19 protein-coding genes are annotated in these 23,256 nt (G+C 63.1%); 4 read left to right on the top strand and 15 right to left on the bottom strand.

What is annotated here, in order from left to right; all coding sequences use genetic code 11:
* Positions 1 to 61 precede the first annotated feature (61 nt).
* Positions 62 to 325 (bottom strand): hypothetical protein, encoded by a 264-nt coding sequence (locus FA89_RS20165; protein WP_185754307.1) that lies wholly within the window; start codon positions 323 to 325, stop codon positions 62 to 64.
* 209 nt (positions 326 to 534) lie between these two features.
* On the opposite strand from FA89_RS20165, the gene FA89_RS10275 reads away from it, so the two are divergent.
* On the top strand, positions 535 to 960 hold the full coding sequence (locus tag FA89_RS10275; RefSeq protein ID WP_036140540.1) for a low affinity iron permease family protein: 426 nt from the start codon (positions 535 to 537) through the stop codon (positions 958 to 960).
* Between the two features lie 1,290 nt (positions 961 to 2,250).
* Here FA89_RS10275 and FA89_RS10285 read toward each other — a convergent pair.
* The 4 genes from FA89_RS10285 to FA89_RS10300 form a co-directional block, all read right to left on the bottom strand.
* Positions 2,251 to 2,826 (bottom strand): DUF1349 domain-containing protein, encoded by a 576-nt coding sequence (locus FA89_RS10285; protein WP_036140544.1) that lies wholly within the window; start codon positions 2,824 to 2,826, stop codon positions 2,251 to 2,253.
* 368 nt (positions 2,827 to 3,194) lie between these two features.
* On the bottom strand, positions 3,195 to 4,394 hold the full coding sequence (locus FA89_RS10290; protein WP_081916446.1) for a phosphatidylinositol-specific phospholipase C1-like protein: 1,200 nt from the start codon (positions 4,392 to 4,394) through the stop codon (positions 3,195 to 3,197).
* A gap of 17 nt (positions 4,395 to 4,411) precedes the next feature.
* Positions 4,412 to 6,658: a GH92 family glycosyl hydrolase gene (locus FA89_RS10295; RefSeq protein ID WP_081916449.1), complete on the bottom strand. Its 2,247-nt coding sequence runs from the start codon at positions 6,656 to 6,658 to the stop codon at positions 4,412 to 4,414.
* Between the two features lie 28 nt (positions 6,659 to 6,686).
* Positions 6,687 to 8,873: a TonB-dependent receptor gene (locus FA89_RS10300; protein ID WP_036140545.1), complete on the bottom strand. Its 2,187-nt coding sequence runs from the start codon at positions 8,871 to 8,873 to the stop codon at positions 6,687 to 6,689.
* A 278-nt stretch (positions 8,874 to 9,151) separates the two neighbouring features.
* Here FA89_RS10300 and FA89_RS10305 point away from each other — a divergent pair, with 278 nt between their 5' ends.
* From FA89_RS10305 to FA89_RS19195, 3 genes are all read left to right on the top strand, one after another.
* Entirely contained in the window at positions 9,152 to 9,853 is a 702-nt protein-coding gene (locus FA89_RS10305; RefSeq protein ID WP_036140546.1) for a TetR/AcrR family transcriptional regulator, read from the top strand.
* Between the two features lie 101 nt (positions 9,854 to 9,954).
* Positions 9,955 to 10,746, top strand: coding sequence for a lysozyme inhibitor LprI family protein (locus FA89_RS10310; RefSeq protein WP_036140547.1), 792 nt, complete (start codon positions 9,955 to 9,957; stop codon positions 10,744 to 10,746).
* A 27-nt stretch (positions 10,747 to 10,773) separates the two neighbouring features.
* On the top strand, positions 10,774 to 12,648 hold the full coding sequence (locus tag FA89_RS19195; RefSeq protein WP_081916454.1) for a peptidoglycan-binding domain-containing protein: 1,875 nt from the start codon (positions 10,774 to 10,776) through the stop codon (positions 12,646 to 12,648).
* Between the two features lie 179 nt (positions 12,649 to 12,827).
* On the opposite strand, the gene FA89_RS10325 is transcribed toward FA89_RS19195, so the two are convergent.
* The 10 genes from FA89_RS10325 to FA89_RS10370 form a co-directional block, all read right to left on the bottom strand.
* Positions 12,828 to 13,331 carry a hypothetical protein gene (locus FA89_RS10325; protein ID WP_185754308.1) on the bottom strand — a complete coding sequence of 168 codons (504 nt, stop codon included), beginning with the start codon at positions 13,329 to 13,331 and terminating at the stop codon, positions 12,828 to 12,830.
* Between the two features lie 91 nt (positions 13,332 to 13,422).
* Positions 13,423 to 15,105: a type IV secretory system conjugative DNA transfer family protein gene (locus FA89_RS10330; protein ID WP_036140551.1), complete on the bottom strand. Its 1,683-nt coding sequence runs from the start codon at positions 15,103 to 15,105 to the stop codon at positions 13,423 to 13,425.
* 107 nt (positions 15,106 to 15,212) lie between these two features.
* Entirely contained in the window at positions 15,213 to 16,442 is a 1,230-nt protein-coding gene (locus FA89_RS19200; protein ID WP_051938672.1) for a glucosaminidase domain-containing protein, read from the bottom strand.
* Between the two features lie 17 nt (positions 16,443 to 16,459).
* Complete coding sequence (locus FA89_RS10340; RefSeq protein ID WP_185754309.1) at positions 16,460 to 17,149, bottom strand: hypothetical protein; 690 nt, start codon at positions 17,147 to 17,149, stop codon at positions 16,460 to 16,462.
* 6 nt (positions 17,150 to 17,155) lie between these two features.
* Positions 17,156 to 18,640, bottom strand: coding sequence for an XVIPCD domain-containing protein (locus FA89_RS19205; protein ID WP_051938673.1), 1,485 nt, complete (start codon positions 18,638 to 18,640; stop codon positions 17,156 to 17,158).
* Complete coding sequence (locus tag FA89_RS19210; RefSeq protein WP_185754310.1) at positions 18,637 to 19,227, bottom strand: hypothetical protein; 591 nt, start codon at positions 19,225 to 19,227, stop codon at positions 18,637 to 18,639. The genes FA89_RS19205 and FA89_RS19210 overlap by 4 nt, the downstream gene beginning before the upstream one ends.
* 15 nt (positions 19,228 to 19,242) lie before the next feature.
* The gene (locus FA89_RS10355) at positions 19,243 to 20,733 is read right to left on the bottom strand and encodes an XVIPCD domain-containing protein (protein WP_036140554.1); all 1,491 of its coding nucleotides are present in this window, start codon (positions 20,731 to 20,733) and stop codon (positions 19,243 to 19,245) included.
* Entirely contained in the window at positions 20,730 to 21,302 is a 573-nt protein-coding gene (locus FA89_RS19215) for a hypothetical protein (protein ID WP_185754311.1), read from the bottom strand. Before FA89_RS19215 ends, FA89_RS10355 begins: the two co-directional genes overlap by 4 nt.
* A 98-nt stretch (positions 21,303 to 21,400) precedes the next feature.
* A complete protein-coding gene (locus FA89_RS19220) occupies positions 21,401 to 21,988 on the bottom strand; it encodes a hypothetical protein (RefSeq protein ID WP_185754312.1) in 588 nt (195 codons plus the stop codon).
* Positions 21,985 to 23,256 carry an XVIPCD domain-containing protein gene (locus FA89_RS10370; RefSeq protein WP_051938677.1) on the bottom strand — a complete coding sequence of 424 codons (1,272 nt, stop codon included), beginning with the start codon at positions 23,254 to 23,256 and terminating at the stop codon, positions 21,985 to 21,987. The genes FA89_RS19220 and FA89_RS10370 overlap by 4 nt, the downstream gene beginning before the upstream one ends.

The following is a 23,256-nucleotide window of genomic DNA, read 5'->3' on the forward strand; positions in this document are numbered from 1 at the left end:
AGTGGGATGCCTGCGATGCGGGCGCCTCGATGCTCCAGTGCGCTGGCCCACGCGTACGTCGTCACGGGATCGGCGTGGACAATGACGAGGCGGCAATGGCAAGCGGAGCAAATGCAGCCATTGGCTGCCATGCACTCGATCCTTCCGGAAAAGCTTTGCTACTCGCGCGTTGATGCAGCGTCAACCGTTTCTGGCCACGTGGATACATGCCGTTGACGATGGTGAGGGGGCAAGGAGGACGCTGCGCGACACGACCGGAGCGGCCACCCGAGGCATTTTTCACTGCGCTATGCTGCGTTCCGACACAGGTCAATGCGGTGGTCATCGTGTGCACCCTCGCTAAGCGACTACCACAAGGCTACGGTGGGCACCGAGTCCAGCACAGCGCAGGTGGCGCAGAAGGTCGGCAGGCAGAATGGCTGGGTCCGTCTAATGAACCGCAGTGTTGCTTACTGCATATGGCCTAGGCGACCTTCACGTATTAAATACGCGGGCCGTACGATGAAGTAAGTTCGGCCTTATGAGAGCGTTGCGATGACTCAGAAGAAGCAGTCGCTGTTTACGCGCATGGCGATGGCTGTGGCCAAAGCTGCTGGTAGGCCAGCGACGTTCGCGGCTGCCGCCGGCATTGTGGTTATCTGGGCAGCCAGCGGTCCTGTGTTCGGCTTCGGCGATACTTGGCAGTTGGTCATTAACACCGGCACGACGATTGTCACCTTCCTCATGGTGTTCCTGATTCAGAACACACAGAACCGTGACACCGAGGCGATGCAAATCAAGCTGGACGAACTAATATACGCCATGAAGGGTGCCAATGCCGCGCTATTGGATCTGGAAGAACTCGACGAGAAGTCACTTGATGTCATCCGCCGGCATTATCTAAATCGGGCCGCTGAAGCCCGTGAGAAAGTAGGAGATACGGGCTTGCCAGGGCAGGAGGCCGATCACGTCGACCGGTAGAAGTTCATCGCTGAGTAGGCGCGTTTCGAAGTGCCATGCGTAGGCTCCCACATCAGATAAAAATTGTGCGTATGGAGGTGAGTGCCATAACCGCCTTTATACTCACGGCCCTTGTCGTGGCGGGTGCGCTGGGATCAGCATGCGGTCGACGAGAGGGCAACCGAGGGCGAAGCTGTTGCTCTTGCGGTCAGGTACGCACCAGTGATCGAACTCTCCGGTGGGCACGCTATCGTGAAAGTCGAGCGGCACGACAGCACTTGGGAAACGGTGCGCGCCTGACGCGGAGCAGGATAATCTGCCCAAGGTCGTCGGTCATCGGCAGTATTCGACGAACAGGGTTGGTGACCCCTCGCCAAGAACTGCCCTCCCCAGGCAAGAAGTGGCACTTTTTCGGCAAAGCCAAAGCTAAGTTAACTGCAAATTCATAGGCTTAGATTTGGCACGCGTGATGCTTCCCGATCGTTAGTGGGTTCCTAATGGGGGAAGGCACATGCTTCGCCAACAACTTCAGCAACGAATAAACGCCGGCAGAGCCTTCGACGATGCGCTCCAGGTATCCGATGGAGCGGCCGAAGACGTATGGACGGCGCTATTTGGCCGTCTCTCGCCGGTCGGTCGTCATCACGCCTTATCGCGAAAGGCTTTTGAACTATTCCTTGCCCTTAAATCCGACGACGTGAGCCAGGCCGAGGTCCATATGTCCGCACTTCGCGAGATGGCGGCAGATCGAGGGTTCGGGGAGACGCGCGAAGCCGTAGAGGGCCTCCACGCTGCACTACGGCTGAGCGAACGCTGCGGCGCTACGTCCGTTCAACGCGCATGCTCATACGCGGTGCGGATCATGGTGAGGGACGGCTTGATCAGCTACGTACCCTACGCGCCCGTTACGTCCTCGTCATCCGAGCGGGAGTCATCATGACCCCGATGAGAGAAGACACCACGGTTGAGATTGATGCCGAAGCTACGGATGGCGGCTTCATACCCTCGGTACGAATCTCGAGGCGATCTAGGGAGATTTTTGCTCATCAATGCCCGATCGTTTTCGCTGATAAGCGCCGAGCGCTCCTATACGCCGGAGACTATGCGGAAGTCGCACTTTCCGCGTTTCGGGCTCGGTGACGCGATTAATGGGCGTCGCGGCTAGGGCCTCAACTTCCCCTGCAAGGCCCAGCAGCGCCACTGAGTAGCCTGCAGAAGGCTTGTGGCTGTGCCGTGGGACGAGCTAATTCGCAGCAATGTAGTCGCGTCCGTGCCCGCCTTGGAGGTGAGGTCTGCTCTCAGATTTCTTTGTCAACTCAGGTCATGCAGGTCCTTCCTCTGCGCCACCCCGACCGAAAAATGACGAAACGTCACCCGAAGGCTTTCGCCCTGCGGCGAACAACACATCGGCCCGATCAAAAGTCCATCCTCAGCGGGGAATGGACACAGCCGAAGCAGCGGCCAGCGATGGCCATCGGTCGAATATTGCACACGTAGCACGCCGTCCTTCAGCGTCATCCGTACCCAGAAACCGCCGGATGCTTCGGGCATGCGACAGGTCGCCCAATCGGATTTCTCCTGGGTCAGCACGCTGCCGATCATCCGTTCGCCGTCGCTGAACTCCGCGCCGGCCTTGCACCATATCGCGGGGCTCGCCCGGAGCATAAGGCCGGCCTGTTCGTAGAGATGCTGGAAGTCCGCTTCGACGAAGACCTGTGCGGTGAAGTGAGCGGATACCGGGACGGCGAGTACGTGACCGGAGTCGTGTACGAAACCGTAGTAGGTATGGCGCCAGAAGTCGCCCTCCGGACCTGTCGTGACGTGCAGGGCGTCGTCGGCGATGTTCCAGTGCGGCGGTTCGTTGAGCCAGGTTCCTCGTTCCAGCATGTTTCGTCTCCGGTCTTCGATGGTCGAAAGAGGCTAGCTCAATCGAGGGCGTGTGGGATTTCCGACTTCCCCCGCCTTGAGTAGACTCAATCCCAGAGCGAGGATGGAAATGGTGGAGTGCCTTAGTTTTCGTCTCTAAGGCAAGCACAGTTCTACAGATAGTAAAAGCTCATGGTCGCACGGCGGCATTGAGGCATATTCTTCTAGCCGCGGGGGCGGCGATCCTGGCGGGAAGATACTAGGCATGTCTTGTGGATCGTGCCGCGCTTATGTGGATGACGTGGCGTTACAGGTTGTGGCTGGCATCCCCGAGCTTCTGGAATAGGCTTCGTATCTTCTGTGAGGCTGCAAGCATCGTAGATTGGGCCTCAGCGGGCGACGTAATCCGGCGAGGCAAGGCGTTGGTGCAACGCCGTCGCTGATGTCAGCGTAACGGTCTTTCCGGAGGCCTCCAGCGCCGCGTGCTGGCACTGCCCCTTCGTCGTAACCACCGAATTGCACCGCACCGTCATCCCACCCGGAAAACCCACCGAGTAACCGTGCTCCGACGGTTCGCCCGCCGGGTAATCCGTACTGATCAACTGGGCCCCGCTGGCCAGTACGACATCGCGGCGTGTCGTGTCGTTCTTGACGCCTTGCCCTTGCGCCGGATCGTCGGTCCGCGCACGCACGATATAGCCACGATGCACCAGCGCGTCTATCTCATTCGCCGAACACTCGTTGCACTCGGTGAACGCGGCATCGTCGGCGCCCGGCGTGGCGTTGGTGAAGATCAGCCGGCCGCGTAGCGAGGGATGGCCTTCGCCGTACACGCCTTCCACCTTGCGCTGATCGAGCAGGAACACCACCTTGCCGCGTGCCTTGCTTAGGCTGGGCCAGCCACCTGCACGTACGGCCTCGTCGAGGCGGGTGTGATCGCCGCGCACATCGTCGGGAACGATCATCTCGTCGCGCGGAAACACCGACGCGATCTCCGCATCCAGGGCATCGAAGACGGCGGGCGTGAAGGGCTCCGGCGTCACGGTCGGGATCTTCGCCTTGAGCGGCTCGTCCTTGGTTTCCACCAGCACGAACAGCGGCGCGTGTCCCGGGTGCGCGCGCGACCACGCACGCAGTTCGGTCAGGCAGGCGGTGAACGGCTGGCAGGTGCTGCGCTGGTCCACGCCCTGGATATGCATGACCTTGAAGCCGGGTTTCTCCCAGACGCCCGGCGCCGCGGTCGGCGGGTCGGGCGGGAGGCCGTTCATCGCGATGAGGTGGTCGATCGCCGGGTCGAGGTACAGGCCGCCCTTGGCATCCGCGAAAACATCCAGCTCCACCTGGCGCACGCCGTCGTCGAGTTGGCGGGTCAGGGAAGGGTGGCGATAGTCGATCGCCGCGAACTCCTTCGGCGCTTCCTTCTGCATCACCCGCGTGGCGCTGGGGGCAAAGCCGGCGTGATAGCTGTTGTGCGTGCCGATGACCTGGATCTGGTTGAGGCGGAGGTCACTCGTCGCGGCGAACGCGGCCGATGCGACGAGGAACGAGGCCGCGGCGAGCGGCAGCAGGCGGAAACGAAGGGAAGCCATGGGTATCCTCGGGGCGATCAGTGGCGGACGCGTGTGCACAGGGCGAAGTCGGGATCGGCCAGGGACGGCGGGGGCGACGTGGTGCCCCAGCGCGAGGGCGACGGCCCCATGACGAGGTCGAGGGTGCCGCCCTTGTCGATCTGGCCGTGGCGGAACCACGCGGTATCGAGTGGCTTTCCGTTGAGCGTGGCCGACTGCACATAACGGTTCGTACCGTCCGGCGTGAAGTTCGTGGCATGCACGGTAAAGGTCTTGCCACCGCCCAGATCGATCCGCGATTCACTGAACGAGGGCGTGCCGATCAGGTAGACGTCCTGTCCCGCGTTCGGATAGAAACCCATCGACTGGAACGCGTACCAGCTGGACATCGCACCGGAATCGTCGTTGCCCGGAATGCCGGAGCGATTCGCACCAAACGCGCGGTGCAGGAACGTCGTGACACGATCGGCCGTGAGGTCGGGTCGTCCTGCCCAGAGATAGAGGTCCGGGATCAGGAAGCCCGGCTCGTTGGTCATGTCGAAATGCAGGTTGTCGAACACCGTGTCCAGGCGCTTCACAAAGGCCGCGTTACCGCCCGATAGCGCGATCAACCGGCGGACGTCCTGCGGGGCGTAGAGCGAATACGTCCACAGATCGCCTTCGTAGTAGAAGTCCGGCCAGGTGCCTCGGCGGACCAGGTACTGCGCAGCCCAGCTGCCATCGGCGTTGCGGGGACGAAGAAAGCCGGTGACGCCTTCCTGCGCGCTCATGGCATCCCACAGGTTGGCCCAGTTACCGGCGTGCTCGCGGTAACGCTTTGCCTCGTCGGCGTGGCCCAGGCCACAGGCCAACTCGGCGATGGCAAAGTCGTCGTAAGCATATTCCACGGTGCGCGACCCGGCCCGCTCGGTGGGCTGGGCCACGTAGCCCAGGCGGTTGTAGGTCTCCAGGCCGCCACGTCCTTCCTTGCGTGCATCGGCGGGAGCGACGGTGGCGTCTTTCATCATCGCCTTGAACGCCGTGGCGTAGTCGATGCCGGTCAGCCCTTTGACGTACGCATCGGCCACCAGCACATCGGCATTGCTGCCGCCCTGCGTGCGTCCGTTATCGTTACCGACCCGCGCATCGGGCATGTAGCCGGTGTGGCGGAAGGTATCGACCAGCGAGCGCGCGATGTCGCGCTGCACGTCCGGCGCGATCAGGGTCAGTAGCGGGCCCTGGCTACGGAACGTATCCCAGATGGCCTGGAAGTCGTCGTAGTACGGCTCGTTCGAGGTCCACTTCGGGTTTTCGCCCGTGTGGTCGGACGGCATCATCATCGTGTGGTAGAGCGCCGTGTAGAACATGCGGCGCCGGGCCGCATCCGCTCCCGCGATCTCGATACGTCCCAGTGCCTTGTTCCACGCTGCCACCGCCGCCTGGTGCACGCCGTCGAAATCCCAACCGCGCGCTTCGGTCGCCGCGTTGCGGCGGGCCTGGGCTTCGCTGACGAACGAGATGCCGACCTTCGCCTGAATCGCCTGGCCGCCTTTGACCGCGTAATCGAACGAGACACCGAGTGGCATGGCGCCGGTGGTGCTCACCGTCGATGCGTTGCTCACGGCGGTGTCGTGCCACGTACGCGTGCCCGACGCCGGAGTGTCGACGATCATGTCCACATACACATCGTACGGGCCGCCTTCGTTCCAGCCACCGACGTAATGCCCCACGCCCGTGACCTCGGTGGGCGAGGCCACGCGCAGTTCGCCGCCGAGGAACCGCTGGCTTTCCGGGCCGGTGTCCTTGTAGAGCAGGTCGAGGTCGAGCGTGATGTGGCCGTCGCCGTCCTTCGCGAAGGTGTAGCGATGCATGCCCACGCGGCGCGTGGCGGTCATCTCGGCTTTTACGCCGTATCGCGTGAGGTCCACGGCGTAGTAACCTGCGGCGGCCACCTCGTTGGCCCGTGGCGAGTGGAACGCGCCGGGTTCCAGTTCGCCGGTGGTGGCCATGACGCGCACGTTCTCGTATTTGCCCGATCCGCCGCTGAGGTGCAGGTGCGAGAAGCTGCGGATGTCGCCGGTGCTCTGGAAGCCCTTGCGATAACCGTAGTCGCGCAGGTCCGGGCCGACCTTGACCATACCGAAGGGCAGGGTGGCGCCGACGAACACCTCGCCGAACCAGTCCGATCCGATGAGCGGATCGACGTCGCCGGCATGGTCGGCGGCCATGGCGGCAGGCGTTGCGAGGATCAGGCAGGCGAGGGCGACAGCGAAGGTGTTTCGTACCGTGGAGCGGTGGGTATGCATCGGTGCACTTTCCTGTTCAACCGTCCGATCAGAACGTGTAGGTGGCCTGCACGGTGTAGTTGCGCCGTGCCAGGTAGTAGTACGTCGGGTCCTTGGCCAGGCCGTTGCCCTGGATCGCGGTGCGATGGTCGAACAGGTTGTTGGTCGACAGCTGTAGCCTCAGGTCGGGCGTGAAGCGGTAGCCGATGTTGAAATTGGTGTAGTTGTAGCGGGGCAACCGCGTGTTCGGGTTGTACGTGGCGCCACCGGTCTCGCCCACGCCGGCGAAGCGCGTGCCCACGTACTTGACCAGGAACGAGCCATACAGCGGGCCGTGGTCGTAGATGAAGCCGGCATCCGCCGTGGACATCGGCGCATTGGCGATCTGCCGGCGGGTCGTCTTCGAATACGCGCTGTTGATGCTGCCGTTGGCGGTCACGCTGAACCCGGAGTCGCCCAGGATGTGCGTGAGCTCGCCTTCCACGCCCTTGTAGATCACGCCGCCCTGGTTCACGAATACGCTGACCAAGGCGCCGCCGGGCCCGATCGGTTCATCGACGCTGGTGACCAGGTTGCCGAAGTCGATGTAGTAGACGTCCACGTCCGCCACGGTGGTCGGGGTCTTCCAGACCACGCCGGCCTGGTAGTTCGTGGTGGTCTGCGGCTCGACGTTGCCGGTGCCGGTTGTGCCCTGCAGGATGTTGACCTTGGGCGCCTGGAAGCCTTTGGCTACCTGCGCATACGCGGCCAGGTTCGGCGAGAACCGGTAGTTTGCCGCCACGGAGGTGAGCGTGGTGGAAAAATGGCCGCTACCGCCCACCGGCAGGAAGTTGGAGACACCGTCGAGCGTGCGGTTGAACACGATCTGCTTCACGCCCGGCACGATGCTCAGGTTCTCCAGCGGATGCCAGTCGATCTCGAGGTAGCTCTGCGTGGTGTTCGTGTGCTGGCGGGTGTCGATAATGTTGGCGTTCGGCTCGCCCTTGAGGACGCGCGGTGTCATCGTGGAAAGATCCACCGTCACCTGGTCCTGTACCTGGTAGGTGCGCTCGGCCCAGATACCTGCTTTCACGGTGCTCTGGAGCCAGCCGCTACCGACGTCTTTCTCCGCGGTGAGGAAATCGCCCACCGCGCGATACCGGCTGTTGTTGAACGCACCCGGGACACCACCACCGGGTAGGAGTGCGTTGTTCGGCACCGAGCCGATCAGGCTCACGGCCCCCGGACCGCTGTCACGCAAGCCGTAGGTGTAGAACTTGTTGTCGACGCGCCAGTCGCCGTAGTCGCCATGCAGCTGGAGGTATTCGAAATCGGCATGGCGGTCGTCGATGTTGTAGCTGGCGTAGCCCTGCGAGGTCGGATCGTCGTTCAGGCCACCGAACTCCAGGCCATAGAGGTCGGTGCGCTTCCGGGGCTGGGCGGTGAAGGTGTTCCACTTCACCTTGTTGTAGTCGGCTACCAGGGTCAGTGTCGTGTTCTCGCCGACCGGTTGGCTGACCTTGAACAGCACGTTGTCCTGGCGAAAGCCGGCGTGGTCGATCAGGCCGTCGGATTCGGTGTGGCTGTAATTGACCGATGCCTCGGTGCCGATCTTGTTCATCGCACCGGTGTTGCCGGTGCCGGCCACCTGCCACGTGGCGCCGCTGCCGTACATGGCGGACACCTGGCCGGACGGTTTGTCCGTAGTGGGTGCAGAGTACAGCGCCACGGTGCCGCCGAAGGTCGCGTTGCCGAGGTTGCTGGCCGTTCCCGGGCCACGGTCGACCACCACCTTGTCCAGGGATGGCCCCGGAAAGAACGCCGTGGTGGCGTGGCCGAAAGCGCCGGGATCGCCGAAGGGAATGCCGTCGAACGTCACGTCGTATTCGCCGTCCTGGAAACCGCGTATGGTGGCGCTCTTGCTGGACAGGCCGGCACCGTTCGGAGCGGCGTTCACCGCGGAAGGCGTGAGTTCCACCAGCGCCAGGTAGTCCGCCTTCGGTGTCGCGATCGTGTGGATGAAATTCGCGCTCAGCACCGACTGCGGTTCGATCTCGAACAGGTTGCCCTGTGAAGGCGCGAGCGCCGCGGCGCTGCCGGGTGGTGCGAGATTCGGATCGTCCACGCCTGCGGATACCGCGACACCTTGCAGGGTGGTCGTCTGTTTCGTGATGCCGGCGTCCGTGATGCCTGCCGTCGCGCCGATGGCGGTGGCGAGTGCCGCCAGGCCGAATCCAAACCGTACCGTCTGATGCATTGCGTCGAAACTCCTGCGTAAATCGGCCGCGCGGTGACCCGCAACGGTCAGCTCTGACGAGGCCGAAGGGCATGGGATGGAAGCTGTGGGGGAGGGGTGTTTAAAACAGTAATCAAAGCTATCGTGTGCACGTGACAGTGCCTTGACGTTTACATGGCGTCTGGCGCGGAAAGCCTGCGTCTTGCGTTGCAACGTGCGTGCACGCATGGAAGAACTATCATGCGAAAGCCCTCGCCTGATTCGTCAGAATTTGCGATCAATCCTTTCGAGGTGGACCCATGAAAAGCGTTACGCGTCGAAGGAAGAACGACGCGCGTCCGGCGATACCGCTGGACACCAAGCAGCAGCCGGTCCAGCAGCGTTCGTTGGAAACCTTCGAGTCGATCCTCGAGGTCACTGCGCGGCTGCTTGGAGAAGTCGGCGTGGAACGGCTTTCGACGAACCTGATCTGCGCCCAGGCGGGCATCTCGCCGCCGGCGCTGTATCGCTATTTCCCCAACAAGTACGCCATCCTCAAGGTGTTGGGCGAACGCCTGATGGCCTGCCAGAACAAGGCCTATCGCGCGTGGCTGGAAGAGGAGCAGGCACTGGAGTACGACGGCTCGCGCGAGGCCAGCATCCGTGGCCTGCGCGACATGCAGGCGGCGATCAATGCCGCCACGCTGGCCTTTCCCGGTGCCGTGTGGATCATGCGAGCGCTGCGCGCCATACCCACGTTGCGCCATATCCGTCTCGATTCGCACGACGACGTGGCGGAAACGAGCTTCAAGGGTCTTCGTGACCGCTACCCGAGCGCGGACCCGGAAGCGCTGCGCGTAGCGATGAGACTCTCCACCGAGGTGATGTATGCCGCGACGGAAATGGCGGTGGACCATCCGACGATGGACGGCCATGTCATCAACAGCGAGGTCGCCGAGATGGTCGTGCGCTACTACGACAAGTTCGTCGAGGGCGAAAAGCGCGAGGCCGAAAAGCGCTAGGCATCGGCCGGGCCGGGCGGGATGGGTAATGGCGAATTATTCACTCTTTCGCTGTTACCCTCCCGCGCGGGAACAGGGGTTACCTCACATCGGGAGTTGCAATGCGTGTGACGCGAAAGGATAGGATCCAGGTACGCGATGCCCTGCGCGGGTGCGGCCTGGCCGTGGCGCTGGCACTCTGCCATGTCGCTGCCGCGGCCCCGACCGGCCAGGACGAGGCGGCACGTAACTACGACGCGCAGGATGTGCGGCTCAATGCCGTGTACAAGAAGCTGATGCAGTCCCTGGACGAGCCGGGACGCAAGGCGCTTCGCGACGAGGAGCGTCAATGGGTGGCCGGGCGCGACCAGTCTTGCGGCGTGCCCGCGGGTAGCACGGCCAAGAACGAATGCACCACCACCCAGGCCAGCTTCCGGGCCGACGAGCTCGCAGCGCGCCTGAAAACGGCCGGCGGCTCGCGCGCGACCACGGCCCCGTCCACGACGGGCGCCGTCGCAGGCACCGCCATGGTCGGCGACTGGGGCTACCGCAGCGACTGCAACCTGGGTCATGCCGCCCAGCTCGGCGTCACCGCGTCCACCGCAAAAACGGCCGAAGGCACCTGGTCCGACGGCACCCATCAGTCCGGCAGCCAGGGTCGCTTCAAGGGTGAGTGGCGGGACGGCAAGCTGTATACGCGTTTCTGTGCCGACCCGGCCGAGCGCGGCGGCTATCCCGCGTGCCCGGCCTACGGCGATGTCGCAGCCTATGTCGTGCCCGAGGGCAAGCGGCTGGCGTGGTACCAGGCCGAGGGCCCGGCCAGCGAAGGCAACTATTCGAAATACGTCACGCTTGACCGCGTGCCGAAGGGTGGCAGGGCGCCGCTCGATACCCAGTGCAAGGACGCCCCGTAACACCGACCGTTAACCAGGAGTTGGAAGATGCCAGGATTGACCGATAACGAAGCCAGGGCGCTGTCGTATTTCGCCATTGGCGTGAGTTCGGAAGGCGGCGATGTCGCCTATAAATTGAGTTTCGCGGGGAATGTGCGCAACGACGCGCACGGCAACCCCGCGATGCACCCGATCGGCAACAGCGGCTTTTCCATCGGTACGTTGCAGACCGACCTGGGCCAGCATCCCGAAGTGGCCACGCAACTCACCGACGCCTACCAGACGTGGGCACGCACGGCGCACCCGGACTGGGCCCTGAATGCGGCGCAGCGCACCCAGACGATCGACGACCTGGGGCGCACCGGCCGCCAGATCACCGCGCAGCATGGCCGTCCGCTGGACGCGACAGTCAAGTCGCACCTGGACAGCTTCATGGCCAGCGACGCGGGCGTCGACTTCGTGCACCGGCACGACACCGCGCAGGTGGACCGCCTGATGACCAAGGCGATCGGCCCGCTCCAGCAGACGCCGCTGTACCAGCATGCGTCGGAGCAGGACCAAGCGCGGCTGATCACGATGACCGCCAAGCTCTACAACCAGAGCGAGGTGTACGGCAATCGCCTGGTCGGGCAGTTGCAGAACAACGAGCACCACAGCGTCGACGACGTCAAGCACTCGATCGACCGCTACCCGGATTACGTACGCGACGGCCGCGACCACGCGCTGGCCGGCACGGCGCTGTTCAACGACTTGCAAGCCACGGGTGCGAACCATCCGCTACGCCCGGCGTGGGACCACGTGCTCACCAACCCGACGGTCAATCCGACGCAGCTTGGTAACGACCCCACCCATCCCAACCTGCCGCACGAATACGCCGCCATCCGCGATGCGTTCACCGATCCGGCTCACTCGCGTGGCATGGTGCAGGCGCTGGGTGAGGGCGGGTCCTATGCAAATACGCAGAACAAGCGCGGGTTCGTGGCGGAAGGCCGCGACCTGGTGACATGGGATCGTTCGGGCCACGCGCAGGCGCTGGTCAACGGCCAGTGGAGCACGCTCAACAGCCGGGATATTTCCACCCACGTCAACGCCGACAAGACCCTGGACGTGAATGTGCATCGCAACGGTGCCGACGAGCGGCTGCTGCATGTCACCCATCCCGGCCATGTGCGTAGCCAGCCGGCCGCCGCGCCTGCCGCGCACGGACAGGCCGCGTCGCACGGACAGGGCGCACCACAGCACAGCCAGGCCAGCGGGGATCACATCCAGCGCGCCGGCACGCTGCGCGAACACGATCGCGCTCCACAGGTCCAGGTGTTGCAGGGTCAGCTTGCCGCTCTGGGTTACAAGGGCGCAGACGGCAAGGCCCTGCACCCGGACGGCGATTTCGGCGGCAACACCAAGCACGCGTTGCAGTCGTTCCAGCGCGATCACCGGCTGACCGAGGACGGCATTGCCGGATCGAAGACGATGGACGCCTTGCACGCTGCTACCCAGCGTCCTGTGGCCCAGAGCGCGGGCCTTGCCGATCCGTCGCACGCCGGTAACGCGATGTACAAGCAGGCGCTGGATGCCGTGCACGGGATCGATGCGCAGCAGGGGCGCACGCCGGACCAGATGAGCAACAACTTTGCCGGCTCGCTGGCGAACAAGGCCCACGAGCAGGGCCTGACCCGGATCGACCACGTCGTGCTCAGCGACGACGCCAAGCGTGCTTATGCGGTACAAGGCGAGTTGAATTCGCCGTTCAAGCGGATCGCCGAGGTGGACGTGGCCCAGTCTGTGGCCAAGCCGCTGGAGCAGAGCAGTCGCGAGTGGCAGCCGGCGTTACAGCCACAGAACCCGGCGCCGCAGCCGACCCAGGCACAGCAGCAGAGTGCGCCGACGCCGACGCCTCCGGAGCCGATGGCGCCGCATCGCTGAGGCCACTAAAAAACCGGCCGCCTTTTGGGCGGCCGGCTAGTTCTTTGGGTACGGTGGTCCGATTACCGCGCGGGGCCGCCATGCTGAAGGTTTTGCCGTTGGCTCTCGGCGTGTCCAGCATGACCGAGGCCCTCCATGTCGCTCTGTGCCAACGTGCCGCGTGGCCCCACGCGGCGCGATTATCGCTCCGGTACCCCGGTTTTCTCGATCGCAGGGTCGCTCTTCCACTTGAGCGTGGCGTCGATGAGCGCATCGTCTTCCGTGTCGATGATCTTGCCGGCTTGGCAGGTGATCTGTTTAAGCGGTTTCGTCTGGCCACCCTTGGTGACCGTCAATCCGCCTTCCTGAAGGTTGTTGGCTCCCGATACCGAGTAGACGACGTATTTGAAACCCGCGTTGGTGAACGCATACGCATATCCGCCGCTGTTGCCGCCGAACATGAGGTGGGTACGCGTGAAAGCGGCTGTTTCTCCGCTGGCAGGGTATGTCAGTTCAGGCGTGGCACCGACCCGGCCATAGCCGTAGTAGAAACGGCCTGCACCGTGGGCGACGTCCCCCGCCGCGCAGATGGAGACCGTCTTGCTTCCGCCAGCGAGCGGGCAGGAGAACACAGGCTGGTCACCTTTGGCGCACATCGTCGGTGCGGGCGTGGCGACGCCGGCGTTGGCTGCGAACGACGCCATGGCGGCGATCAGTAACAGGGTCCTGGAAAGTAACTTCATAGGTCAATCCGATTAGTGACATTTCGCCAAACTACACGCAAGCGGCGAGTCATCAGATCGTCAGCGGCTCGACCTTCGCCTTTTCCATCAGGCGCGAGGTGAAGTACTTGTCCTGGTAATAGCGGATCTTCTCGCACATCACCGGATGCGGGATGCCCTCGTAGAGGAACACTTCCTTCTCCGTACCCATCGCCTTGAGCTCCTGCGGCAGCATGAGGGCGCGCTTCTCTTCCGAATGGCTCTTGGAGATATCGCCCTTCTTGCTCTTGGTGATGTTCTCCCGGCGCACGGTGGTGTAGCCGAGCATGTCGGAGTAGTCGTTGGCATCCTGCTGCTCACGCGGCGCGTAGACGATCTGCAGCGCATGGTTGGTGATGACCGTGCGCGAGACGTCCTTGCCGTAGGTGGCATCCAGCTGGGCCATGCTCTGGATGATCGGCAGCAGGCGGATGTTGTAGCCGGCCATGTACGACACGGCGGACGCGATGATCTCCACCTTGCCGATGGAGGTGAACTCGTCCATCAGCAACAGGCACTGGTGCTTGAGCGCCGGGTTGTTCTGCGGCAGCTCCTTGGTATTGAGGTTGATGAGTTGGCTAAAGAAGAGGTTGACGATCAGTCGGCTCTCGGCCAGCTTGTTGGGCTGGATACCGATGTAGATGGTCATCTTCTTCTTGCGCACATCGGTCAGCAGGAAGTCGTCTTCGCTGGTGGCCGCGTCCAGCACCGGATTGATCCAGGCGTTCAGCGGTTCCTTGAAGGTGCCGAGGATGGATGCGAAGGTCTCGTTGGCCTGCGACAGCATGTTGGCGAACGCCGACTGCGCGTTGGCGCTGAGGAACGGTTCCTTCGACAGGCGCGTGTACAGCTCGCGCAGGTCGGTGCCGTCACCCGAGGACAGGCGGTAGATCATGCCCAGCGTGGGCTTGTTGCGCAGGATGGCCGGCAGGCCCTTGTTCTCGTCGTGCTCGTACTTCTCGCACAGGTACAGCGAGAACGCCATGAAGGCATTGCGTGCCTGGCTGACCCAGAATTTCTGGTCGTCCGAACCGTCCGGGTAGAGCATCGAGGCGATGCTCATCAGGTCCGACACGCGGAACGCCGGGTCATTTGAGACATAGCTCAACGGATTCCAGCGGTGCGTTCGTCGGTCTTCCGCGAACGGGTTGAACAGGTAGATCTCCTGTCCCTGCGACTTGCGCCAGCCGCTGGTCAGGTCGAAGTTCTCCTGCTTGATATCCAGGACCACGATGGATTCCTGGTAGTCCAATAGGTTGGGGATGACCACGCCCACGCCCTTGCCCGAGCGTGTGGGTGCCGCGAGGATCACGAACTGCTGCCCGGGCAGGCGGACCAGCTCGCCCTTGAACTTGCCGACGAGGATGCCGTTGTCCGCGGGGGAAAGCATTTTCTGCTTGCGCAGGTCGGCGGCCGTGGCGAAGCGGGCATCGCCGTGCATGGCCTGCTTCTTCTTTCGGGTGAGGAAATACAGGCTGACCAACCATGCGGCCAGGGGCACGAAGAACCCGATGCCGCCAGCGGCCTTGATCTTCCACGCATACGGCTGGACCTGCGGGAGGTCCAGGGCGCGGATGTATTCGTAATAGGTGGCGAACCTCAGCGGCACCTGGCCCAGGCCGAGAAACGACAGGGTGAGGTAGCCCGAAAGCATCTCCCCCATGACCAATGCGACGAGCAGAAGCCCGGCCGCCCAATATCCCCTGTTTTTGCTCATGCGTTGTTCGCCCTTAGACCTTTAAGTCGCAGAGGGAGCGACGCCTGCATCGCCCCTTCCTGCTATGCGTTCTGTGTACCAGGATTGTAGCGCCCTGGGCTGACGATTCAGAGACTCGGACCTGACGTGTGCTGCGTCGATGTCGGCGTGGGCGTCAGTGGTGTCAGTGGCTGAGTCGGAGCCTGTTCCTGCAGCGGCTGTGTCTGCTGCTGGACCTGAGCCTGTGTCGCCGCACGCGCCAGGTGGGCGTCGACGATCTGGGTGCTCTGTGCCAGCGGCGTGTTCAACCCCCGAACCACGTCGACCTCGGCCATCGACTTGAAGGGTGACTTGAGGTCGCCCTGCACGGCGTACATCGTGCGGGCATCGTCGCTGAGTACGACGTGGTCGATGCGGCTCATCTGGGCCAGCACTGCGGACGTGGCAAGCGAGCCGGACAACTGGCTGCTCTGCAGCGAAGGCTCACGCCCGTACTCGCGATCGATACGGCAGACGCCAGCGTCGGCCTGCGTGTACAGACCGTTGGCCTTGTGGCTGGGATCGGCGAGCGTGGCCGTCACCGACTTTTCTTGGGCCGCTTTGAGCGCTTCGAACGTCTTGGGGCCTGCGACGCCATCGTCCTTCAGGCCGTGGTCGCGCTGGAAGGCCTTCAGTGCGGCTTCGGTGTTGGCGCCAAACTTGTGATCGGTGCCGAGCGGCGTGCCGTCGGGATTCTTGTAACCCAGCTTCTGTAGCGAGGCCTGGAGTTCGCCAACGTCCTTGCTGTCGTCGTTCTTGCGGAGGACGCCTTTGTCGGCGTGACTGTCGGCCGCGTGGCTTTTACCGTTTCCTTGGCTGTGGGCCGGTTGGTCATGGCCCGTGGCTAGGGCCAGGCCCTTGCGCATGGTGGGTCCATTGGCGATTTCGATGAGGTTCTTGGCGTAGTTGGGATCGGTCGCATAGCCGGCCGCCTGCAACGCCTTGGCTTCGCCTTCGAGGTTGCCCTTGACGCCCGGATCGTTCAAGCCGTGCTTGGCGTAGGTCGGGTTTTCCTGCACGAACTTGATACGGTCCTTGATCGATTCCTCGTACGACCCGTACACCCGGAACTTGGCATCCTCCATGACCCGATGATGGTTCCGGAACTCAGGAACATGGAAGGTCTTGGACTCGCCGTGCCAGCCTGAGTCGGCCTTGATGTTGTAAAGATTGTTCGTTCCAGCCAGCGTCTTCTGGCCCCAGCCTGTTTCTGCGGCAGCCTGCGCTAGAAGCAGTTTCTCCGAGACACCAGTTTCCTGTGCGACCTTGTGCACGGCGGGGTAGATATCGACGATGAACTGTTGCTGCGGCGTCGTCATGGTTAAGGTCCTTGTCCTTACTTCGACGGATGGGCGGGAAGGGTGGCGGTAAACGGCATCCGCTTGTTTGGATCAGCCATCAGGAAATACTGTCCCGAGACCTTGATCTGGCCATGGTCTTCGTGAAAGCCCTCCTTGCCCTTGTCGACCCACGATGAATAGGCCGCGTCGACACCCGGCACGTCAGCGTACCGGTCGCTCACGATCTTCCCGTCAGCTGGAGATAGCTCGACCACGTTAAGTAGAGTCTGCGACAGCGACGTGGCCTGGTTGGTGTCGCTCTGCACCAGTACGAACAGCGATCCACCCATGGCGAAGCAGTGGGTAGCCCGATTCTGATAATAGTCGGGCGATACCGGGATAGCGGTGACCCAGCGTAGCTGCTGTGTCCGTGCATCCTTGAAATAGACAAAGGCACGACCGTTCATGCCTTCCTTCGTGACATTTCCCGCGACGCATTCGCCGCCTTCGACGGAAGTGGAGCCGTAAGCGCTGAAAGCCTTCGGTACTTTTGTGGAAGTGGCCGTCGTGGTGGGAACCTTGGCAGCATCGGCTGCGATGACGGTACTCGGAAGGACGACCAGCTGCGCTGTCAGCAGGCCCACCAACCATCGTGTGTTCAAGTAGGCGGACTTCGAACGGTCAGTCGTCACGTTTATCTCCTGTTTGACGGTCACGCTTGTCTGCGCGGTGGTAACGGCTTTCATCCGCGCTTACAGCCCTGGACCGGGTGCGTTGTGATCGCGGGTGGGCGGCTGCTGCTGAGCCTGTGCTTGCGCCTGCGCCGCCTGCGCCTGCGAGGCCTGCTGCGCCGCACGGTTCCATGCCTCGCTGCTTTGCGCCACGCTCGTATTCACGGCCTGCTCGGTGGGGACCTCGGTAACCCGCTTCAAGGGGGATTCGGGCGTACCCTGCACGCCGTAGATGCGCTGCGCATCGTCGCTCAGCACCGCGCTGTCGATGCGCTGCAGGCCGTCCTGGCGTGCCTTGACCACCAGGCTACCGGCGACGTTGTCACTGACCACGTCCGGCTGGCGGCCCTGCGCCTTGTCCATGGCATGCACGGCCTTTTGTGCCTGCTGGAACATCGGGTGGTCGGGGTGGGCGGCGTGGTCCAGGGGAACGGTCGGTTTGTCATGGCTGAACCACGCGCCTGGGTGCGTCACGGTGTTCCACGCGGCATGGGCTTTTTCCTCGGCGGCGTGGAAGCCGTCCGCGATATCACGGCCCACGTGCTGCACGCCTTCCTTGAGGTGGTCGAAGCCTTCCCTGGCCTGCTGCGTTACATGCTCGACGCCGTGCTCGACGGCAAGTACCCCGGCACCCACGGCCTCGCCCACGCGGTGCTCGATGTTGTCTTTCAGCTCACCGATCGCCTTGGGAATCTCCCAGCTGGCGGACAGGCCCAGGCGAATGTCGCGAACATCGTTGCGGTAGCGATCCACCATGTTCTCGTGCGCCGTGTACCGCGCCTGGTTTTCCGGATCGATGATGGAGTGACCCAGCAGCTTGCTGTTGGGCACGAAGTTGTCGATGGCGTGGGCGCTGAAGTCCGTGGCTTTGATGGGGTTGCGCGGAGTGAGGATGCTGCCGTCGTCCTTGTAGCCGGCGCGGGATAGCGTGTCGATGTCCTGCTGTGCCGCGTAGATGCGCACTTCGCCGAAATGCGGGCTGGCCGCACTGACCAGATCACCGGCGCGTACGTGGTCGATGACCTGCGTACCCCCTTCGGGTACGTTACCCCGCAGGCTGGCGGCGCCATAGGCGTTGAAGGTCTCGCCGTGCAGGCCGAACTTCGACGCGTTGAGCTCCGCCAGCGTACCGCCCAGCGAATGGCCAGTCACCGTCACCTGCAGGGGGCGATGGTGCAAATCGGCATCGAGTTTGGCGCGCTCGAGCACGCGCTGGGTGAAGGCCTCCGAATCGGCCTGCTGGAGGTTGATCCCGGCCAGCACCATGCCGGCATCCACGCCACCGTCCTGCACCGGTTCGCGCTTGAACTCGGTGCCGCGATACGCGATGACGACCTCGCCCGTATCCATGCGGCGGTAGGCCGTGGCCTGGAAGCCGGTGACCGGGTTGTTGGCCACGTCGATCGCTTCGTAATTGACGCCGCCCAGTTCCTTGGGTTTGTTGAGTACGGGATCCTGGTAGGCATCCTGCGAAAGCAGCGCGTAGTCGGTCGATGAGAGGCTCACGGATGCTTCTCCTCGGCATGCAGCGTCACGGAGAACGTGGCGTTGGCTTCATCCTGGTACTGCGCGCGATTCGCCTCACCCACGTCGACACGATCCATCTGCGTCGTCGCATAGGACCGGTTGGAGTAGTAGCGCGTGGCGGCCTTGCCTTTGAGCAGGTCGTCATGGAACAGCGGCGCGCTGAAGTCGACCTGCTTCACCCAGAGGTTGGCACTCGTGGCGACCACCGACCAATGGCAGACGCCCTTGCCGAAATAATCCTCGTCTTGCAGGAGGTCGGCGAAGATCTCGCCCTTGTAGACGTTGTCACCAGCCGGCGTGAGCTTGATCGGCACCCGCTTCTCCGGCGGCACCGTGGCACCCGTGACCGGCGTTAGCGGTACGCAGGCTTCGTTAGCCACGCGGTAGTCCACCACGCCCTCGATACGATCGAACGGACCCGGCGCACCCTCGACCTTGACGGTGATCTCGTAACGCATCCGGGGATGGGGATTGAGCTTAATGTCGGGCTGGGTCATGGATGCACCGTAGGCAGGGGAGTGGATGGCGAACAGGGTGGCAACGGTTAGAGCGAGTCTTCGCTTCATGGCTGGCTCGTGCTCCTATCGGCTCATCGACGGGCCGGAATGGGTGGGCGGGGTTTCGGTGGTAACCGCGTGCTGTGCTGTCTGGCTGGCAACGACGGACGAGACGGCCTGGGTCGCTTCGAGCTCACGCCATGCGCTGCTGCTGCGTTCGATGGACGTGGCGATACCGATCTCCGTGGGCACCTGCGCCGTCTTCCGGAAAGGTGAGTACATGTCGCCCTCCACGGCATAGGCACGACTGAAGTCGTTGCTCATCGTGACCTGATCGACACGGGCGAGACCTTGCTTTCGGGCCTCGACGGCCAGGGCCGCAGCGAGGTTCTCGCTCATGTGGTCGGGCTTGCGGCCGGTATCGGCGTCGATGGCGTGGACGCCGCGTAGCGCTTGTCTGTACAGCGGGTTGTCGGGGTGCGTGGGCTCGTCGAGCCGGGGAGGGTGCAGCAGGCGCTCCAGTTCGGCGGAGTGCGTGGGTGACCCCCAGACGCCGCTGGCGACGGACTCGTGGACGAGGCCGAGCGTGCGTGCGCCGGTGATGGCGGTGGTGCGTGCGTGGTCTGCGCCGACTTCCATCGCATGCCCCGCAGCCACGGCACCGCGTCCTGCGGCCTCCACGACGGGCTTGCTGCGCTCCACGAGTTCGTTCCAGTCGTGCTCTAGTCGGTCGACGTAGAGCTGGCCGGCACGGATGGCCAGGGCCGGTGCCACGACAGACGGCGCGGTCGCGACCTGCGTGGCGATCTCGCGCGACGTGAGCACGTCGGATCGATAGCGATCGACCAGGGTGCTGTTTGCGCGGTAGCGTGCTTCAGCTTCAGGACCGAGTAGCGGTGTCTCGTCGCCTTTGGGAATGAAGTTGGACATGGAGTGCGAGCTTGGGCTGACGGCGGATAACGTCGCACCCAGGCCGGTGTGCGGCCTGTCGTAGCCGGCATGCTTCAGTGTCGTGATGTCGTCGGCGGTTGCGTAGATTTTCACCTCGCCGAAGTGTCGATTGGCGGCACTTACCGGGTCGCCCGCACGTACGTGGTTGATGGCCTGGTCGCCGCCCTCTGGTGTGCCGCGTATCAGGCCGGCTGCGCCGTAGGCGTTGAAGGTTTCGCCTTTGAGGCCGAACTTCGCGGCGTTGACTTCGGCGAGGCCGCCGCCGAGGGAGTGGCCGGTGACGGTGATGTCGGGCGAGGTGCCGCTCAACTCAGCCCGTGTCTGGACGTGCTTCAGCACGCTCCGTGTGAACATCTCCGATTCGATCTGCTGCAGATTGAGTCGAGCACCTGCCATGGTCAGATCAACTATCCCGTCCGATACGTCATCGGTGCCTCGATACGCAATGATGGTTCTGCCGCTGGCGACTTCGCGATAGGCGGCAGCATAAAAGCCTGTTAGCCCGTCCATGGCGATCTGGTCGATTTGATAGTCGCGCCCGCTCAGTCGTACGCTGTCCCCTTCGACCGACATCGTATAGCTGTCCATAGCGATGGCAGCATATTCGCTTGTCTTCTCGGTCACTGGCTAGCCTCCCGTGCCGACAATGTCACTGAGAACGTCTTCGACGGGTCGGCGTAGGCATTGCGATTCTCGTTGCCGGTTATGGCAAGACGCGTCCCACTTTCGTTGTAGGCGTCATAGGAGAAGTAGCGAGTAATCCCACCTTTTTCAAAGAATATCGGCATAAAGAGCGGCGTGTCGAACTCCATCTTGCCGTGGCGTGCCCGAATGCTTACCGCCACGAGTGACCACCGGCAAATGCCGTGCGCGTAATAGTCCTGGTCCTTCATTCGGTCGACGTATACCTCGCCTTGGTATTCGCCGTCTCCCGCTTGTTGAAGCTCTATTCTTACTCGCTTTCGAGGAACGATTCTTGCGCCCGATATCGGTTGTTCGGGGGCGCAGTCGTTATTAGTGACCTGGTACTGCGCGTCGGCCTCGATCGTGTCGAACGCTCCTGGCGCATCGGCGATGCTCGCCGTAATCGTGTAGCGCATCGTCGGATGCGGATTCAGTTCGATCCTTGGGTCTTCCATGTTTCCACCACATGCAGTCAGTAAGAGAAACAGGCCGGGGACGGCGACCTGCACGATTCTCCGGGCAACCGTTATACGAGTTGCCCGGAGAAGTGCGCTAGGGACGAATCGCGCAAAACGAATGAAGCGATGACCGATCATTAGAGGGAGCTTTAGCCTCCGTTATCTTCGGGCTTCAGGCCCATGGAGTATTCATCGATCTCCTTGCCATCGACCCACCCCGTGGCGCAATCGCCCGTGTAGTGACCGTCCGGCTTGAGCGTGCACGCGGTGCCGCTGGCAGGGCGAATCCATTCGACCTTTGCGTCGGCACCCTTGCACATTTCGTTGCCCTTGCAGAGCTTCACGGTGCGGGTTGGGATCGCCTTGACGAGGGCGCGGACCAGCACGCCGTCCTTGCGTTGCGTGGCCTGGATACAGACCAGCTGGTTTGCGCCCACGTGGGCGACGGGCTTGGCGGCGGCCGCCTTGAAGTTGTCCCCGAGCGTTGCGCCTTTATCGGCTCCGATGACACCGAACGACATATTCGATATGCAGTCGTCGCCGGCATCGACCGCTACGCTATCGATGGTGCAGGCGGTATTGCCATGCTTATCGCCGGTGCAGGTCACGGCGGACCCGGGTGACGATGCCTGAAGCAGTGCCTGCAAGGCGCGGGCATCGCCGGGCGCGGCAGACGCTGTTGCGGTAGTCAGGAGAAAGGTCGCTGCCAGCATCCGTCCAGAGGTCTTCATGATCACAGCCCCGCCGGCGACGTGGGTTGCTGCTGCGCCTGCTGTTGCGTCGGCTGGCTCCGGGCCTGCTCGGCGACATGCTGCTGCACGGCCTCGCTGCTCTTTTCCAGCGGTGTGGCCATGCCTTGCATCGTGTTGACCTCGGCAATCTGTTTGAAAGGTGAATTGAGGTCGCCTTGGACGGCGTAGGTGCGGGTGGCGTCCGGGCTGAGCATGACGTGGTCGATGCTCTTGAAGCCGCCCTTGACGGCGTCGGCCGTCACCGATCCGGCCAGCTGGTGACTCTGGATGTCCGGCGTGCGACCGTACTCGGCATCGATGCGGAACACGCCGTCCTGGGCTTGGCGGAACATCGCGTGGTACGGGTTGGCCGGTGAATCCAGGCGAGGGCCGGTGTGCGCCTGCTTGTCGAGCGCTTCCATCGTCTTCGTGCCAACGACGCCATCCGGGTCCAGTCGATGATCGCGCTGGAAGCGCTCGACGGCGGCCTTGGTGTGGTCTCCGAAGCGGCCATCGGGGTTCAGGGCATGGCCGTTGTCGTCCCTGTAGCCAAGGCGGATCAACGATTCCTGGAGCGCGGTGACCTTCGCGCCTTCGTCACCCTTGCGAAGGGTATCGGGATGTGCCGCCGTCGGTTTCGCTTCGACGTGCTTCGGCTCGGCCTTCGTATGCGCGGTGGTATCCGCGTGTTGCCCGGTCGGCGTCGTGGCGTGACCATGGACCGGCTCGTGCGTGCGGAACTCGGGCTTCGCGCGCAGGGCGCCCACGATTTCCATGTTCTTGGTGAAATACGACCGGGCGTCCATCGTGACCGCTGCCGGGCCTGTGGACGTCTGCGAGCCTATGAACTCGATATTTCCGTGCGCGTCGTAGCCCTTGAAGATGGCGACATGCTGGTTCGACCCCGTCTTGCTCTTCAGCATGAGGATGTCGCCCGGTTGGAGATCACCGGGATGCTTTGATGCATCCGCCTTCGAAATGACATCGAAGTGCTTCTGCGCATAATCGGTCGTCTTATTGCCGTTATAGAGCGCATGTGTGCTGAACGGCTGGTCGCCGACGTCGTAGCCCGCGTTCTTCATCCCGCGCCAGACGAAGGACGAACAGTCGACGCCACGGTAGCCGTCACCATCCAGGTCCTGCTCGGTGCGGCTCCGGTCGGTCATGCCATGTGCCGAGTTGGTCTTGTTTTGCGAGTCGGGGCGGCCGTATTCGAACTTCATCCCGGAGTGGAAGAAGTGCTCGTCGGCGGCATCGAGGATGTCTTTGCTCAT

This window comes from Luteibacter sp. 9135 (assembly GCF_000745005.1).
GTDB lineage: Bacteria > Pseudomonadota > Gammaproteobacteria > Xanthomonadales > Rhodanobacteraceae > Luteibacter.